Genomic DNA, 15,305 nt, shown 5'->3' on the forward strand with positions numbered 1-15,305 from the left:
AGGGCACCGCTCTTTTCCGCCTAATTCGAACAGGGCGGCAATCCGTTTCATTTTGTTTTTGGCAAGCGGCATGCTATCATCAGTCATGAACCATTCAGTGGCATAGAAAGGAGCTGCTTGTCATGAACACGATGCTGTTTTCGCCGTATACGATTAGCGGGCTGACACTGAAAAACCGAATCGTCATGTCGCCGATGTGCATGTATTCATGCGAGACAAAAGACGGCACGGTGCGCACATGGCATAAAATCCATTACCCGGCGCGCGCCGTCGGCCAAGTCGGCCTCATCATCGTCGAAGCGACCGGCGTGACGCCGCAAGGCCGCATTTCTGAACGCGACTTAGGCATTTGGAGCGATGACCATATCGCCGGACTTCGCGAACTCGTCGGGCTTGTGAAAGAGCACGGAGCCGCCATCGGCATCCAGCTTGCCCACGCCGGCCGAAAAGCGGAAGTACCGGGAGAGATCATCGCCCCGTCCGCCATTCCGTTCCAAGAATCGTCGCGCACACCGAAAGAAATGACCAAAACGGACATCGAAGAGACGGTGCAAGCGTTCCAAAACGGCGCGCGGCGGGCGAAGGAAGCCGGCTTTGACGTTATCGAAATCCATGCCGCCCACGGCTACCTCATTAACGAATTTTTATCGCCGCTCGCCAATCGCCGCCAAGACGAATACGGCGGTTCGCCGGAAAACCGCTACCGTTTCTTGGGCGAAGTGGTCGAGGCGGTCCGCGAAGTGTGGGACGGCCCGCTGTTTGTGCGCATCTCAGCGTCCGACTACCATCCGGACGGGCTGACAGCCAGCGACTACGTTCCGTACGCCAAACGCATGAAAGAACAAGGCGTCGACCTCATCGATGTCAGCTCCGGCGCCGTCGTGCCGGCGCGCATCGACGTTTATCCCGGCTACCAAGTGCCGTTTGCCGAACTGATCCGCCGCGAAGCAAACATCCCGACCGGCGCCGTCGGCTTGATCACCTCCGGCTGGCAGGCGGAAGAAGTGCTGCGCAACGGCCGCGCCGATCTCGTCTTTTTAGGGCGCGAGCTGCTGCGCAACCCGTATTGGCCGTACGCCGCGGCGAGGGAGCTCGGAGTGAGCATCGAAGCGCCGGTGCAATACGAGCGCGGCTGGCGGTTTTAACCGCGCGGGATCGAAAACGAAGCGAAATCAGCCGCAAGCTCCGTGTTCGGAAATACGCGGCGCGCCTCGGCGACGAGCTGCAGCGCCGCCGCACCTTGGTAGCGGGAGCTGATATGGGTTAAAATGAGCCGTTTCGCCCGCGCCCGCCTCGCCACCTCGGCCGCATCGATGGTCGTAGAATGAAAATAGTCATGGGCTAGCTGCTGCTCCGCCGCGGCAAACGTCGCCTCGTGGACGACGACATCGGCATCGCGGGCGAGCTCAATCGCCGCTTCGCAAAAGCGGGTGTCGCCTAGCACGGTGACGATTCGCCCTTTTTGCGGCGGGCCGACAAACTCGCGCCCGTCAAGCACGGTACCGTCCTCGAGCACGACCGTTTTTCCTTGCTTAATCTGTTGATAAATCGGGCCGGGGCGGACGCCGAGCGCTCGCAGCCGGTCAACCAAGAGCGGGCCGGGCAAGTCTTTTTCGACAACGCGGAAGCCATAAGACGGCATGCCGTGATCGAGCCGTTTGGCGATCACTTGAAACGTTTCATCATCAAAAATAACGCCTTCCTCGATCTCGGCAATGTTCAGTTCATAACGAAGCTTCGTTCCGCTGACAGCGAGCGCCGTTTCGACAAACGCGCGCAGACCGCGCGGACCAAACACAGTGAGCGGCGTCTCACCGCTTTGAAACGAACGGCTGCCAAGCAGCCCCGGCAAGCCGAATAGATGGTCGCCATGCAAGTGCGTAATCAAAATATGCTCGATGCGGCGCGGACGAATGGCGGTATGCAAAATTTGATGCTGCGTCGCCTCGCCACAATCAAACAGCCATGTCGCCCCCCGTTCGTCGAGCAGCTGCAAGGCGACGGATGAGACGTTGCGCTCTTTCGCCGGCACGCCGGCACCGGTGCCTAAAAACAACAGTTCCAACAGGCGTCCCTCCTTGTTCTCGCTCAACGTTGCCTGTTGTTAGCGTACCAATGTCGGAACGGCTTTTCAACTTCCTTTTGCGCTCTACCACCGCCGGCTTAGCACCGCGCGGCTTTATGAATGGGCGCGCCTAGCTCAAATTTTAGCGTTTCGTCCGGCCAACGTCTCCGCCCGCCGGAGCGCAATTAAATCCTTGCGCCCTATCCGGCAAAAGTCTCTGTCGCCGGAACACAACCAAACCTTAGCGTTTCGTCCGGCCAACGTCTCCGCCGTCGGAACGCAATCAAATCCTTGCGCCCTATCCGGCAAAGGTCTCTGCCCTCGGAACGCAACAAAGTATTTGCGTTCTGTCCGGCAAACCTCTACAATGGTTTCATTGAAGACGTCAATTTGGCAAAAGCGAGGTACATACGGTGGACAATATGAACCCGAAATCGATCATCGTCATTTTCGGAGCGACGGGAGATTTGGCGAAACGGAAACTGTTTCCGTCTCTTTACCGCCTGTATGAAAAAGGGCATTTGAACGAGCGATTCGCTGTCGTTGGCGTCGCGCGCCGCCCGTTGTCGGTCGATGAGTTCCGAAACGATGTGCGCGACTCGGTTGAAACAGCGTTTCAGCAACCGCTCGCGGACGAGCGATTCATCTCCCATTTCTATTACCACCCGTTCGATGTGACGGAAGCCGAGTCGTACCAACGCTTAAAGTCGCTCCTCGAACAGCTCGATGACACATATGCGACCGAAGGCAACCGCATTTTTTACTTGGCGATGGCGCCGGAATTTTTCGGCACCGTCACTTCCCGCTTGCAGTCGGAAGGATTGACGGAAACGCGCGGCTTTAAACGGCTCGTCATCGAAAAACCGTTCGGGCATGACTTGGCGAGCGCCGAAAAGCTGAATGATGAGATTCGCCGCGTCTTTTCCGAACGGGAAATTTACCGGATCGACCATTACCTCGGCAAAGAAATGGTGCAAAACATCGAGGTCATCCGCTTCTCGAACGCCATTTTCGAGCCGCTCTGGAACAACCGGTTCATCGCCAACATTCAAATTACATCGAGCGAAACGCTCGGCGTGGAAGATCGCGGCCGCTACTACGACCATTCCGGGGCGCTGCGCGACATGGTGCAAAACCATATGCTGCAAATGGTCGCGCTTTTGGCGATGGAGCCGCCGATCAAATTAACGACCGATGACATCCGCCACGAAAAAGTGAAAGTGTTGCGCGCCTTGCGCCCGATTTCCCACGATGACGTCGACCGCTATTTCGTGCGCGGCCAATACGGGCGGGGGATGATCCACGGCAAGGCCGTGCCGGCGTACCGCGAAGAGCCGAACGTCGATCCGGACTCAAACACGGAAACGTTTGTCGCCGGGAAGCTCTTGATCGACAACTTCCGCTGGGCCGGGGTGCCGTTTTACATCCGCACCGGCAAGCGAATGGCGGAAAAGTCAACGAAAATCGTCGTCCAATTCAAAGATGTACCGATGAACTTATACTACCGGACAAACGAAACGATCGCCCCGAACTTGCTCGTTATTCACATCCAGCCGGATGAAGGGATCACCCTTCACTTAAACGGCAAAAAAACCGGGGAGTCAACGACGACGACCGCCCCGTTTCAACTCGATTACTGCAACAACTGCATCGACGGCATCAACACGCCGGAAGCGTACGAAAAGCTGCTGTACGACTGCATGCGCGGCGATGCGACGAACTTCACCCACTGGGATGAAGTGGCGGCGTCATGGCAATTTATCGACCCGATTTCTGACGTGTGGGCCAACACAAAAGCCGCCGATTTCCCGAACTATGAAGCCGGTTCGATGGGGCCGAAAGCGGCCGATGAACTATTGCAAAAAGACGGCTTCCATTGGTGGCCGATCAGCCACCCGCGTTCCGAAAAGGCGGGGGCAAACTAGCGCTCGCCCCTCCGCTCACACCTTCTGGCGCGCAAACCGAGCCGCAAAAATGGGAAACAACGAAATGAAGCGGCACGCACCGTGGATCGCTGGCTTTCTAGAAGGCCGGCGATCCACAGCCGTTTCCCTTCGGCGAGACGTTGTCAGGCGATCCGTTTTCATCACCGTTCGTCTGGACGATCACGGGCAAAACAAAGAGCGGGCTCAGCCGTCGCCGAACAACGCCAGTCCCTGACAGGCATGCTGGTTTTCGACCGCTGGCCCGCCGTCGTTGAAGCAAAGGAGTGAAGGAACGATGAAGATGTATGATGTCACCGCCCCGATTTACGAAGGCATGCCGGTTTACAAAAACAAACCGGAAAAACAGCCGAAGCGCACGACAGTCACCAATGGCTATGTGACCGAATCGCGCATTGATATGGACGTGCACACCGGCACGCACATTGACGCACCCCTTCATATGGTCGAAGGCGGCGCGACATTTGAAACGATTCCGCTTGACCGCCTCGTCGGCCCGTGCAAACTGTTTGATTTGACGCATGTCAACGACCGGATTACGAAAGATGACATCGCTCATCTCGACATTCAGGAAGGCGACTTCGTTCTGTTTAAAACGAAAAATTCGTTTGAGGATGCGTTCAATTTCGAGTTTATTTTCGTCGCCGAAGACGCGGCCCGCTATTTGGCCGCCAAATCAATCCGCGGTGTCGGCATCGACGCGCTCGGCATCGAGCGGGCGCAAGAAGGCCATCCGACCCATAAAACACTGTTTTCGGCCGGCGTCATCGTCATCGAAGGGCTGCGGCTAAAAGAGGTCCCCGAAGGCCGCTATTTCATGGTCGCCGCCCCGCTCAAACTCGTCGGCACCGACGCCGCCCCGGCGCGCGTCTTGCTGTTTGACCGTGAGCTGTAAAAACAGCCGGTCCCTTGATGGGACCGGCTGTTTTATCATTCCAAACGGAGAAGCCCCCCTCTTCCACGCATGAACATACATTCTTATCATTGTTGTTGTCCCTCACACAACTTCTTACTACACCGAAAATAATATGATTTTCAATGATTGATCAAACATGCAAATAAGACATATAATAAAAGTAAGTATTGAAAAGAAGGAGCGAAACGCACCAATGGAGAAAATGAATGTTTCGGATCAACCATCGCCGGTCGTCATGAAAGCGACAAGCAAGCTGTCCAGCCGAGGGCAAGTGGTCATTCCTGCTGAAATCCGGAAAACATTAGGCCTCACCGAAGGCGATGATCTGACGTTTATCGTCAACCAAGATGGAGAAATAAAAGTGGAAGTCACGAAGAAATATCGCTTGTCACAATTAATCGGCATTCTCAAAACCAATCAGCCGTTCCGCCCCGTTGAGGAAATCCGAGATGAAGTATATCGTACGATAGGAGCAAAAGAATTGAAAGACGGGGAGGAAAACTAAGTGGCTCGCAAGCTGTGGATCGACACAAATGTCGTGATTCGAATCATGACCGGCCATCCCCAAGAGCTTGCGGAAGAAGTTGAGGACATGTTGCAGAAAGTAGAAGCAGGAGAATTGATTTTGCGCCTTAATCCGCTCGTCGTCGCAGAATGTTGCTGGGTGCTGGCCTCCGTCTATCAAGCATCGCCGTCCGACATTTCCGCCGCCTTATTAAAGTTTACCAACGGGATCGGGATCGAAACAGAGGAAAAAGATGTTGTGCAACAGGCGCTTCGAAATTACGGTGAGAAAAAGGTCGATTTCATTGACGCGTATATCGCCGCTCATGCAAAAGCGAATCCCCCAGAAGATGTCGTTACTTGGGACAAACATGTTAAACGATTGAACATTCGCCACGGTCGCCCTAAGGACTGGTAAAAAGAGGGTGTCCCAAAAGGACCGGGACGCCCTCTTTCATCGCTATATACGTACCGACTGCTTCTGCCGCACTGTATGTTGTGCCTATCTTGAAGGCAGGCGACCTTTTGGGTCAGCCCCTCTTTTGAAACTCGTTCTTGCTTTACAGCTCCGTTACAGAAAACTTATAAGGCTTTATAAGATAGTTAAAAATCTTATAAAGACCTATGTTTCTTTCCTTGTTCATCGCACCCGATTTCGCCAAAGCTACTCTCGTTGGATGTGGTGCTCCGAAGGCTTCAATTCCCCACTAACGAATGGGTACATATCAATAGCCGCTTTTCGTGCTAGGCTATTGACTCACCATATTTTTTTAAGTTTCTACTTGCGTTCACATCCCTGTCTATTTGATTTCCGCATTCATCACATATAAACGTTCTTTCTGACAAAGAAAGTTTCTCTTTTACAGCCCCGCAATGGCTGCACGTTTTAGACGAAGGGAAGAATCGGTCTGCAAGTATAAACTTAATTCCATTCCAAGCACACTTATATTCCATTTGCCTTTTAAACTCATGGAATGTTTGTTCTTGGACGGCTTTCGATAGCTTTCTGTTCTTTAGCATTCCATGAGTATGTAAGCTCTCCATGACTACATACTCTGGCTTGGTTTTCACCAAAGATGCAGTGATTTGATGAATATAATTGTGCCTAATGTGTTTCAGCCTTCGGTACGTCTTTCGAACAAGGAATTCCAACTTCTTTATATTGTTTGTTTTTCTGTAACGGTATTCACCTCCTTCTGTTTTTATTTTATTTTTCTCATATTTCCTTGATAGCTCACGTTGCAACCGTTTCAGCCTTTTCTCCAACTTCTTCACTTTGTTTGATTTGTTTATATTGCGAAACCTCTGCCCGTTGCTAACGACAGCTAAATCTTTCACCCCTAAATCGATGCCTATGCCATCAGTATCATTTGGACTTTTGTTTTCGACTTGTTCTACTCCTACAGTGAGCCACCAGTTTATTCCGTCAAACGTAATTCTTGGGTTGAGATAGTTTATATTACTCCCTGTTGGGATTCTGTCTTTTTCAGCTAACTTAACATCGTTAAATTTCTGCCTATTCTTTTTCTTTGATGTGGTTAACTTTTCCAATTTTACATGCGTTTTTGTGATTTTGATTTTTGCTGTATCTTGATAAAAACTTGGTTTGCTTCTCTTTTTTGACTTAAATTTTGGAAACTTTGCCCTGCCTTCAAAGAAGTTTTTGTACGCTTGACAGGCATCTTTGATCGCTTGTTTTGTTATATTATTTGAGTAATGGTTAAGCCAAGCATATTCTTTTTGCTTTTTTAATTGTGTCAGCGTTTTCCTTAACTCATTATCGTTTAAAAACGTTCCGCCATTTTTGTCGTTTTCTTGTTGTGTAGCCAATGCCCAATTGTATGCCCAGCGGGATACGCCTGCGCACTCAAATAACTTTGTTCTTTGCTTATTGTTTGGCAAAAGCATGACTTTATAAGTCTTGATCATCTTTTACTAACTCCTGAATCATTTTCTTGGCTTTACCTATGTCAGTTATAATTTCAAACCGATTTATCACCTATATACATAGTTTTTATAAATTGTATATAGAGTTTTACGAAATTTTATAAATTTATTTCAACTGTGTGTCACCTCCCCATTCGTGCGAATGACGCGCTGGAACCAGTAGAAGCTTTTTTTCTTATAACGCTTCAAATCGCGCAAGTTTTGATCATCGCGGTTGACGAAAATGACGCCGTAGCGCTTGCGCATCTCGCCTTGCGAGCTTAACAAGTCGGTTGCCCCCCACATCAAATAGCCGATCACCTCGACCCCTTCTTCGATCGCCAGCTTCATTTGTTCGATATGGCGGCGCATATAGTCGATCCGCTCGTCATCGTCGACCGTGCCGTTCTCGTTTAGCTCCTCCTCAAGCCCGATGCCGTTTTCGGTGATGAAAATGGGCATCTGGTAGCGGGCGTACACGTCTTTTAAGGCAATCCGCAAGCCGATCGGATCGATCGCCCAGCCCCATTTCGTCTTCGGCAAGTGGGGATTCGGCTCAAGCCCTTTGATGATCCGCTCATCTTGTTCCTGATGGCGGACGATTTGGCTTTGATAGTAGCTAAATGACAAAAAATCGACCGTCTGCGTGCGCAGCAATTCCTCATCGCCTGCCTCAAGCGGCAAGCGGATCCCCTTTTTCTCCAGCCGATTCGTCACATAGCGCGGATAAACGCCGCGGGCGAACACATCAAAGAAGAAATCAATGAACAGCTCTTTCGCTTGCACGTTCGCCAAAGCGTCTTCCGGGCGGCATGTCGCCGGATACGTTGTCAAATACGTCGCCATCCCGCCGATCTTCGCCTCCGGAGCGATCTCGCGCAGCGCCTTCACCGCCTTGGCGTGGGCGAGAAAGACGTGATGGCAGACGCGGTAGGCAAACGCTTCCGGGTCTTCATCATCCGGGCAGATCGCCCCCCATAAATGCGGTTGTTCGAGCACTAAGTTTTGTTCGTTGAACGTCAGCCAATAGTTCACTTTCCCACGGTAGCGCGCAAACACGGTGCGCGCGTACCGCTCAAACAAATCGACGACCTTCCGCGAGGCAAAGCCGTTGTATTTCTTCGCCAACGCCAGCGGCAAATCAAAATGGTACAGCGTAATGACCGGTTCGATGCCGTTCGCCCTCAATTCATCAAACACGGCGTCATAAAACGCCAAGCCCGCTTCATTCGGCTCCCCTTCTCCATCCGGAAAAATGCGCGTCCAAGCGATGCTCGTCCGGTAGGCAGTAAAGCCGAGCTCCTTGAACAAAGCGATGTCTTCTTTGTAGCGATGGTAAAAGTCAACCGCCACTTTCCAATCGGAATGGCCTTCCGGAATCGGGCGCGCATCGACGATCGACAGCCCTTTGCCGCCTTCGTTCCACGCCCCTTCCGTCTGGAACGACGTCACCGCCCCGCCCCATAAAAAGCCGTCGGGGATGATCGATTTTCGTTGTGATGGCATGACAAATCCCTCCACGTGTAAACAAACAATAATCGTGCGCCTTATGCTCAGGCGCCATGATGACATAATGACCTTTTGTCAGAACAAGACAGGAAAAGGGGCAAGATCGGCCAAAACATGGCAGGTGATAAAATAGGGATGCTCCCCTTTAGGACATCCCCTTGCCTGCCCAGCAAAATAAGTAGTACTCCTATAACTATTTGAAATTGTGTTTTACACTTCTCAGTCGCATATTGTATATAATGGTTTTAAATACATAAAAAGGGGATTGGGAAGTAAATTGGCTCTTCACCAAAAGTTGTACTTGATTTTTTCATCACGTACCTTACTTATGCAACCAAGAAAGAACGGGAAACAAATTATTTTTGCAAACACTTGTTCAGAGAAGTGTACCGTCTGTCAAGTACATGTTGTGGTGATGAGCCAGTAAATTCTTTATTGCAACTTAGATTTAAAACCAAGAAAATGCCGTTCTTTTAAGAGAGGCTTGCGATGTTGACGTTTTTGGTGTATATAATCTCTAACTTCATCGGAAAGGGTAGCATTCATATAGAGTTCCCTTGCAATGACATTCAACATCTTAGCAATGTCTTCGATACGAAAAAGATCGAGGTCAGGAAGCAATTGAGAAACTGTCCGCTTGGCACTTTCTCTATTAAAAAACGGATCTATACATCCTGCTTTCTGGGCAACTTGTAATGATAATTGTGCCGTTTGTTTTCGATAACTAGTTCCCCCATTTTGCTGAAAACGTAACTCTCGACGTAGCTCTTCGAGAAATTCCGAAAAAGGCACTGTGGGTTCCTCTCCCGTCCTACTATTCATGGTAGTTGCCCCCTTTCCTTTGCAACTTATTTGTACCTAATATTTTATCACATTCTCTCTATAATATGCCTTTTTCCTTCAAAATGTTATCTAGTTCATACAAATTCAAATCTTGATTTGAGGGATTCAGCAAATATTCTCTATATTCCGCTACCATTCCCAGCAACTTTTCTGTATCACATTTTTCTAATATCTGTGTCTCCTTTAAATCAATTAAATCTTTTTCACGAGTGGAAAAAATTTTGCAACAGGCAAGCAATTCGATGGTTGGAACATAGACACGAATAGCCGAAAAATCCAAATCCAACTCAAAAAGTGACTCCTTATTCCGCAAGTCTTCCGATGGAGGAACTTCCATAATTCCTCCAACCACATCGACATTTATTTTTTCTAACTCCCTTAATAAGGCCTGCATATTGTTGGTGCTGATAAGATGAACATCGATATCCCTCGTAGGACGAAACTGTTCTCCCATTTGCTCCATAAGTAATAAAAGCGCCGCTCCCCCTAAAACAACGATTTCAGCAACAACTCCTTGTTTGCAACAGAGATAGTCCAATGTATAAAATTTATCTAAAATGGCATCCCTAGTTCTCATTTCCTCAGATGAGTAACTCATCGCTAAATTCCACCTCCATTTTCCATTTATTCTTTGAATCCATAATAACTCATTGTCCGATATACTTTCAATTTTGATTCCCACCCATCTCTTCCATCTCATCGTCCCCCTTCTCCCTAAACAACCAAAAAACAGATATAATGGAAAACAGAACAACACGCCATATCGAGCGGAAAAGAGTAGGGGGACACGAGGTTGAACATTTTACTCATTGAAGACGATGCCACGTTGTTTCAAGAAATCAAACAACGTCTCGAACAATGGTCATACAACGTTTGCGGCATCCGCGATTTCAGCCGGGTGATAGAGGAATTTTCGCACTGCCAGCCACACCTTGTCATCATTGACATCCAGCTGCCGAAATTTGATGGATTTCACTGGTGCCGCCAAATCCGCGCGCATTCGAACGTCCCGATCTTGTTTTTATCGTCGCGCGACCATCCGACCGACATGGTCATGTCCATGCAGCTTGGCGCGGATGATTACATCCAAAAGCCGTTTCATTTTGACGTGCTGATCGCGAAAATCCAAGCGCTGCTCCGGCGCGTGTACGATTACAATGCAGGCCCTATCCACCTGCAAACGTGGTGCGGCGCCACTATCGACTATGCCAAAAGCACGGTCACCAATGAACAAGGAACGGTGGAGCTGACGAAAAACGAACTGTTGATTTTAAAACATCTGTTGAACAAGAAAAACACGATTGTAACGCGGACAGAACTGATCGAACAGCTGTGGGAGGACGAACGGTTTATCAGCGACAACACGCTGACCGTCAATGTCAACCGGCTGCGGAAAAAGCTTGACGAACTGGGCTTGGGCCGTTTCATCGAAACGAAAGTGGGACAAGGGTATATGGCAAAGGAAGAGGGGATCGGCTCATGATCAAAGACTACTTGATGGAACGAAAAAGCTGGCTTGCCTTCTTTTTGTTCCTCGAGCTGTTCATTCTGTTTGTCGCTTATCTTGATCCGACGATTCCCTTTTCCTCCGCTCTTTATATCGTCTTTTTAACATCCATCCTCTTTGCCGTCTTTGTCATCATCCGGTGGAAAAAGGAAACGGCATTTTATCAGCGGCTGCAAACGTGCCATCTTGCCTTGGACCCCGCTTCCAGCCTGCAGGCGGCAAGTCCGTTCGAACGCATCGTTGAGCGCGCCATGGCCAGCCAAATGGCCCAATGGAAACAGGAACTGACCGTATGCCGAACAGCGTTGGAACAAGAGAGAGATGAACTGCTGACATGGATTCACGAAATGAAAACGCCGCTGACGGCCATGCGGCTCATGATCGAACGAGTCGAAGAGGAAAACGCCAAATCATCGCTCCTATACGAATGGCTGCGCATTCATTTGCTGCTCGATCAGCAGCTCCATCAGCGGCGGCTCCCTCACATGGAAAACGATTTATACATCGAACACGTCGAACTCAAGCCGCTTCTCATCAATGAAATCAAACCGTTGCAGCCATGGTGCATGCAAAAAAGCATCGGCTTTGATCTGCAATTGAACGTCCGCTCGGTGCTCAGCGATGCCAAATGGCTTTCGTTTATCATCCGGCAAATCGTGACGAACGCGGTGAAATATAGCGAGTCTTGCGACATTATCGTGAAAAGTTTTCTAGAAAACGGCCATATCCACTTGCAGATTCAAGATTTCGGCCGCGGCATTGATCCGAAGGACTTGCCGCGCATTTTTGACAAGGGCTTCACCTCCACCGCTGAACACCAAAACGAAGCGGCGACGGGAATGGGGCTGTACTTGGCGAAAAAAGCCGCCCAACCGCTTCTGCTTGACTTTCACGTCGAATCTTCACCGGGGCGCGGGACGGTCTTTACGATCGTATTTCCCCAAGAAAACGACCTGATCCGAATGCACGGCATGTGACAAAACTGTCACATGCTGTCTTGTTTTGTTCGAGCAAACAAAGGAGAAAAAGAACCGTTTTGTTTATGATAGAAACGAAGGAGGAAAACAGAAATGATGATACTCGAAGCAACCAACATCCGCAAAATTTACGGAACAAAGAAAAATCAACAAGAAGTGCTCAAAGGCATTGATTTGCGCGTGGAGAAAGGAGAGTTTCTCGCGATCATGGGCCCGTCGGGATCAGGGAAGACGACACTGCTCAACGTCCTTTCCTCCATCGATCGGGTGAGCGAGGGCGCGATTTTCATCGAAGGAAACAACATCGTCGCCATGAAAGACCGGGAGCTGGCGGAATTTCGCAAGCGCCATGTCGGATTCATTTTTCAAGAGTATCATTTGCTTGACACGCTGACGGTGAAGGAAAATGTCCTTTTGCCTTTATCGATTACGAAAACGCCCAAGCAAGAAGCGGAAAAGAAATTTGCCGAATTGGCGTCTGAACTTGGCATTATTGACATCCAAAACCACTATCCAAGCGAAATTTCTGGGGGGCAAAAACAGCGCGCGGCCGCGGCGCGGGCGTTCATCCATGAGCCGAGCATCATTTTTGCCGATGAGCCGACCGGCGCACTCGATTCGAAATCAGCTTCCGATTTATTGCACAAGTTGCGAAAACTGAATCAACAACGGAAGACGACAATCATCATGGTCACCCATGATCCGGTCGCGGCCAGCTTCTCAAGCCGTGTCGTTTTTATCAAAGACGGACAATTGTATACGCAACTGTATAAAGGAACCGAAACGCAGCAGCAGTTTTTCCAAGCCATTATGCAAACACAAGGCGTGCTAGGTGGTGTTCGGTCATGAGCATGAAGCAACTCGTTTTCCGCAACTTGAAACAAAACATCCAACATTATTATTTGTACGTGTTTGCTTTGATGTTTGCTTCCGCCTTGTATTTCGCGTTCGTGACATTGCAGTACGACCCATCCCTTGATGCCATCAAAGGGGGAGTGAAAGGGGCGGCGGCCGTCCGCACGGGCGCGGTGCTTCTTATCGTGATTGTCGCCGTCTTTCTTTTGTATGCCAATGCCTTGTTTATCCAACGGCGCGGCCATGAGATCGCTCTTTTGCAGTTGATCGGCATGACGAAACGAAACATCTTTTTGATGCTGGCGGCCGAAAACGCCATCCTTTATTACGGCACGTTGATCATCGGCATATTGATGGGATTTGCCGCTTCCAAGCTGTTGATGATGATTTTGTTTAAAATCATCGATATTCCAGTCAAGGCGTCTCTTTCTTTTTCGGGCCGAGCATTGGTGCAAACGTTGATTGTGTTTAGTGTGATCAATGTGTTCATGATGGGGATGAACCGCTTGTTTCTCAAAAAACAGACGATTGTCTCCTTGTTCCGCACGACATCGACAACCGAAGCAAAACATGTATCCGTATGGAACATGGTCGTGGGAATGGCGGGGATCATCCTCATCGGCAGCGGCTATGGGGTATCGATGAAATTGTTTAGCAGCGACTGGAAGAGCGTTCAAGGCTTATTCATGGCCATGGCATTCATTTTAGGCGCGGTCATCATCGGCACCTACTTGTTTTTTAAAGGAACGATCAGCTTTCTCTTCCACCTATGGCGGAAGCGGAAAGGCGGTTATTTGTCGATCGACGACGTGCTTTCCATGTCATCGCTTATGTTTCGCATCAAATCAAATGCCTTGCTGCTCACCATCATCACGACCGTGTCGGCCATCGCGATCGGGTTGATTTCGTTAAGCTATATTTCCTACTATTCCGCCGAACAGGCCGCGCAAAACTACGTTGCCGCCGACTTTGCGTTCACAGACAAAAAAGATGCCGCCCGTTTTACGGCGGCGCTGCGATCTCATGATATTCGCTATCGAGAAACGATGATCGATGTCATTGAAACACCGACTGATATTTCAATGATTTTAGACATCGCTGATCAAAGCCGGCTCCAGTTTCAGCCGTCCGCCGCAGCGCTATCGGTGATCAGCGACACAAGTACAGGCCGCATCGATGTCAAGCCCGGGGAAGCAGTGCTGACGGGATATCAGGACATCCTCCGTCAATTCTTGCCGTTTAAAGAAACGGGAACGATTCGCTTAAAAGCAAACGGCCGCATGGTCCCGCTTCATTACCTTGGGATGAAAAAAGACTATTACGTCAACTACCATTTTACGCACGGCATGCCCACCGTCGTCGTCGATCAAACGATGTTTGCTCGTTTGCAAAAAGAAACCGATCCACAAATGAAAAAGGTGCATATCGGAATTCACCTGACTGACGAAACAAATATCGAGCGGGCTGATCAGCTGTTTCAACGCATGAAGTTTTCCTCCATCGCCGATTCGCGCCTGATCATGAGCCGCTATCAAAAACAGACATTCGGATTGATCATGTTTGTTGTCACCTTTTTAGGGCTCGCCTTTTTGGTCACCTCCGGCTGTATTCTTTACTTTAAGCAAATGGGCGCCGGCGAAGAAGAGCGGCCGAATTACACCATTTTGCGCAAACTCGGATTCACCGAAAACGACTTTTTCACGGGCATCCGACAGAAACAGCTGTTCTACTTTGGGGTTCCGTTGCTTCTTGGATTGTCTCACAGCTACTTTGCCGTCCGTTCCGGCTGGTTCTTTTTCGGCACCGAACTGTGGACACCGATGTTGACGGTGATGGCGATTTACACAGTCTGCTATTCGCTGTTTGGCATGTTGGCTGTACGTTATGACAAACAGCTGCTTCGTGAGGCGCTATGAGATTTGCCTATCTACAGGTTGAAAAATGGGAATAAAGGCTCTTGTTTTTTGAAAATTTCCCAATGAAAATTAATTGTAAATATGGAGACAGAAGGAGAGCTTCTCTTCATGAATCGAAAAAAACGATTTGCCTTATTTCTCGCCGTGCTGATGGTCATATTCTTTTTCATCTACATGTTTGAAGAACAAGTGCTGCGCTTTTTAGACTACAAAGCGGTCAAATTGACGATGCTGATCTCTTTAATCACGATTATTGTCGGCGATGCCATTTATCGCCGCGCGTAATCAGATGCCCAGCGTGAACAGAAAGGTCCGTCGGGCGATCATGTCGGGCGACTTCCATG

15 protein-coding genes are annotated in these 15,305 nt (G+C 49.6%); 10 read left to right on the forward strand and 5 right to left on the reverse strand.

What is annotated here, in order from left to right:
* Positions 1–122 precede the first annotated feature (122 nt).
* On the forward strand, positions 123–1,145 hold the full coding sequence (namA, locus tag ACTVIM_RS11195; RefSeq protein ID WP_445612640.1) for an NADPH dehydrogenase NamA: 1,023 nt from the start codon (positions 123–125) through the stop codon (positions 1,143–1,145).
* Here namA and rnz read toward each other — a convergent pair.
* Positions 1,142–2,065: a ribonuclease Z gene (gene rnz, locus ACTVIM_RS11200; protein ID WP_445612641.1), complete on the reverse strand. Its 924-nt coding sequence runs from the start codon at positions 2,063–2,065 to the stop codon at positions 1,142–1,144. The two genes, namA and rnz, sit on opposite strands and share 4 nt — an antisense overlap.
* A 413-nt stretch (positions 2,066–2,478) precedes the next feature.
* Here rnz and zwf point away from each other — a divergent pair, with 413 nt between their 5' ends.
* The 4 genes from zwf to ACTVIM_RS11220 all read left to right on the forward strand — a co-directional run bounded on the left by zwf (position 2,479) and on the right by ACTVIM_RS11220 (position 5,846).
* Entirely contained in the window at positions 2,479–3,990 is a 1,512-nt protein-coding gene (zwf, locus tag ACTVIM_RS11205; RefSeq protein ID WP_445612642.1) for a glucose-6-phosphate dehydrogenase, read from the forward strand.
* Positions 3,991–4,285: 295 nt separating this feature from the next.
* Complete coding sequence (locus tag ACTVIM_RS11210; RefSeq protein WP_033023555.1) at positions 4,286–4,903, forward strand: cyclase family protein; 618 nt, start codon at positions 4,286–4,288, stop codon at positions 4,901–4,903.
* Positions 4,904–5,117: 214 nt separating this feature from the next.
* Positions 5,118–5,429 carry an AbrB/MazE/SpoVT family DNA-binding domain-containing protein gene (locus ACTVIM_RS11215; RefSeq protein ID WP_445612643.1) on the forward strand — a complete coding sequence of 104 codons (312 nt, stop codon included), beginning with the start codon at positions 5,118–5,120 and terminating at the stop codon, positions 5,427–5,429.
* The gene (locus ACTVIM_RS11220; protein ID WP_445612644.1) at positions 5,430–5,846 is read left to right on the forward strand and encodes a PIN domain-containing protein; all 417 of its coding nucleotides are present in this window, start codon (positions 5,430–5,432) and stop codon (positions 5,844–5,846) included.
* 326 nt (positions 5,847–6,172) lie between these two features.
* Here the strand turns inward: ACTVIM_RS11220 and ACTVIM_RS11225 are convergent, their stop codons facing one another.
* The 4 genes from ACTVIM_RS11225 to ACTVIM_RS11240 form a co-directional block, all read right to left on the reverse strand.
* Positions 6,173–7,357 (reverse strand): RNA-guided endonuclease InsQ/TnpB family protein, encoded by a 1,185-nt coding sequence (locus ACTVIM_RS11225; RefSeq protein WP_445612645.1) that lies wholly within the window; start codon positions 7,355–7,357, stop codon positions 6,173–6,175.
* 129 nt (positions 7,358–7,486) lie between these two features.
* Positions 7,487–8,860, reverse strand: a complete 1,374-nt coding sequence (locus ACTVIM_RS11230) for a glycoside hydrolase family 1 protein (RefSeq protein WP_445612646.1) — start codon at positions 8,858–8,860, stop codon at positions 7,487–7,489.
* 435 nt (positions 8,861–9,295) lie between these two features.
* Entirely contained in the window at positions 9,296–9,685 is a 390-nt protein-coding gene (locus ACTVIM_RS11235; RefSeq protein ID WP_033023559.1) for a hypothetical protein, read from the reverse strand.
* A gap of 58 nt (positions 9,686–9,743) precedes the next feature.
* The gene (locus ACTVIM_RS11240; RefSeq protein WP_445612647.1) at positions 9,744–10,406 is read right to left on the reverse strand and encodes a DUF6036 family nucleotidyltransferase; all 663 of its coding nucleotides are present in this window, start codon (positions 10,404–10,406) and stop codon (positions 9,744–9,746) included.
* 93 nt (positions 10,407–10,499) lie between these two features.
* Here ACTVIM_RS11240 and ACTVIM_RS11245 point away from each other — a divergent pair, with 93 nt between their 5' ends.
* The 5 genes from ACTVIM_RS11245 (at position 10,500) to ACTVIM_RS11265 (ending at position 15,246) form a co-directional block, all read left to right on the forward strand.
* A complete protein-coding gene (locus ACTVIM_RS11245; RefSeq protein ID WP_445612648.1) occupies positions 10,500–11,189 on the forward strand; it encodes a response regulator transcription factor in 690 nt (229 codons plus the stop codon).
* Positions 11,186–12,190 carry a sensor histidine kinase gene (locus tag ACTVIM_RS11250; protein ID WP_445612649.1) on the forward strand — a complete coding sequence of 335 codons (1,005 nt, stop codon included), beginning with the start codon at positions 11,186–11,188 and terminating at the stop codon, positions 12,188–12,190. The genes ACTVIM_RS11245 and ACTVIM_RS11250 overlap by 4 nt, the downstream gene beginning before the upstream one ends.
* A 93-nt stretch (positions 12,191–12,283) precedes the next feature.
* On the forward strand, positions 12,284–13,039 hold the full coding sequence (locus ACTVIM_RS11255) for an ABC transporter ATP-binding protein (protein WP_445612650.1): 756 nt from the start codon (positions 12,284–12,286) through the stop codon (positions 13,037–13,039).
* On the forward strand, positions 13,036–14,961 hold the full coding sequence (locus ACTVIM_RS11260) for an FtsX-like permease family protein (protein WP_445612651.1): 1,926 nt from the start codon (positions 13,036–13,038) through the stop codon (positions 14,959–14,961). The genes ACTVIM_RS11255 and ACTVIM_RS11260 overlap by 4 nt, the downstream gene beginning before the upstream one ends.
* Before the next feature lie 108 nt (positions 14,962–15,069).
* Entirely contained in the window at positions 15,070–15,246 is a 177-nt protein-coding gene (locus ACTVIM_RS11265; protein WP_168157872.1) for a hypothetical protein, read from the forward strand.
* Positions 15,247–15,305 lie beyond the last annotated feature (59 nt).

The organism is Geobacillus sp. YF-1 (assembly GCF_052692335.1).

What these genes read in the sequence shown, in the direction of transcription:
- namA (WP_445612640.1), top strand. Translation starts at nt 123, where the DNA reads ATGAACACGATGCTGTTTTCGCCGTATACGATTAGCGGGCTGACACTG.
- ACTVIM_RS11210 (WP_033023555.1), top strand. Translation starts at nt 4,286, where the DNA reads ATGAAGATGTATGATGTCACCGCCCCGATTTACGAAGGCATGCCGGTT.
- ACTVIM_RS11215 (WP_445612643.1), top strand. Translation starts at nt 5,118, where the DNA reads ATGGAGAAAATGAATGTTTCGGATCAACCATCGCCGGTCGTCATGAAA.
- ACTVIM_RS11225 (WP_445612645.1), bottom strand. Translation starts at nt 7,357, where the DNA reads ATGATCAAGACTTATAAAGTCATGCTTTTGCCAAACAATAAGCAAAGA.
- ACTVIM_RS11230 (WP_445612646.1), bottom strand. Translation starts at nt 8,860, where the DNA reads ATGCCATCACAACGAAAATCGATCATCCCCGACGGCTTTTTATGGGGC.
- ACTVIM_RS11235 (WP_033023559.1), bottom strand. Translation starts at nt 9,685, where the DNA reads ATGAATAGTAGGACGGGAGAGGAACCCACAGTGCCTTTTTCGGAATTT.
- ACTVIM_RS11240 (WP_445612647.1), bottom strand. Translation starts at nt 10,406, where the DNA reads ATGAGATGGAAGAGATGGGTGGGAATCAAAATTGAAAGTATATCGGAC.
- ACTVIM_RS11250 (WP_445612649.1), top strand. Translation starts at nt 11,186, where the DNA reads ATGATCAAAGACTACTTGATGGAACGAAAAAGCTGGCTTGCCTTCTTT.
- ACTVIM_RS11255 (WP_445612650.1), top strand. Translation starts at nt 12,284, where the DNA reads ATGATGATACTCGAAGCAACCAACATCCGCAAAATTTACGGAACAAAG.
- ACTVIM_RS11260 (WP_445612651.1), top strand. Translation starts at nt 13,036, where the DNA reads ATGAGCATGAAGCAACTCGTTTTCCGCAACTTGAAACAAAACATCCAA.
- ACTVIM_RS11265 (WP_168157872.1), top strand. Translation starts at nt 15,070, where the DNA reads ATGAATCGAAAAAAACGATTTGCCTTATTTCTCGCCGTGCTGATGGTC.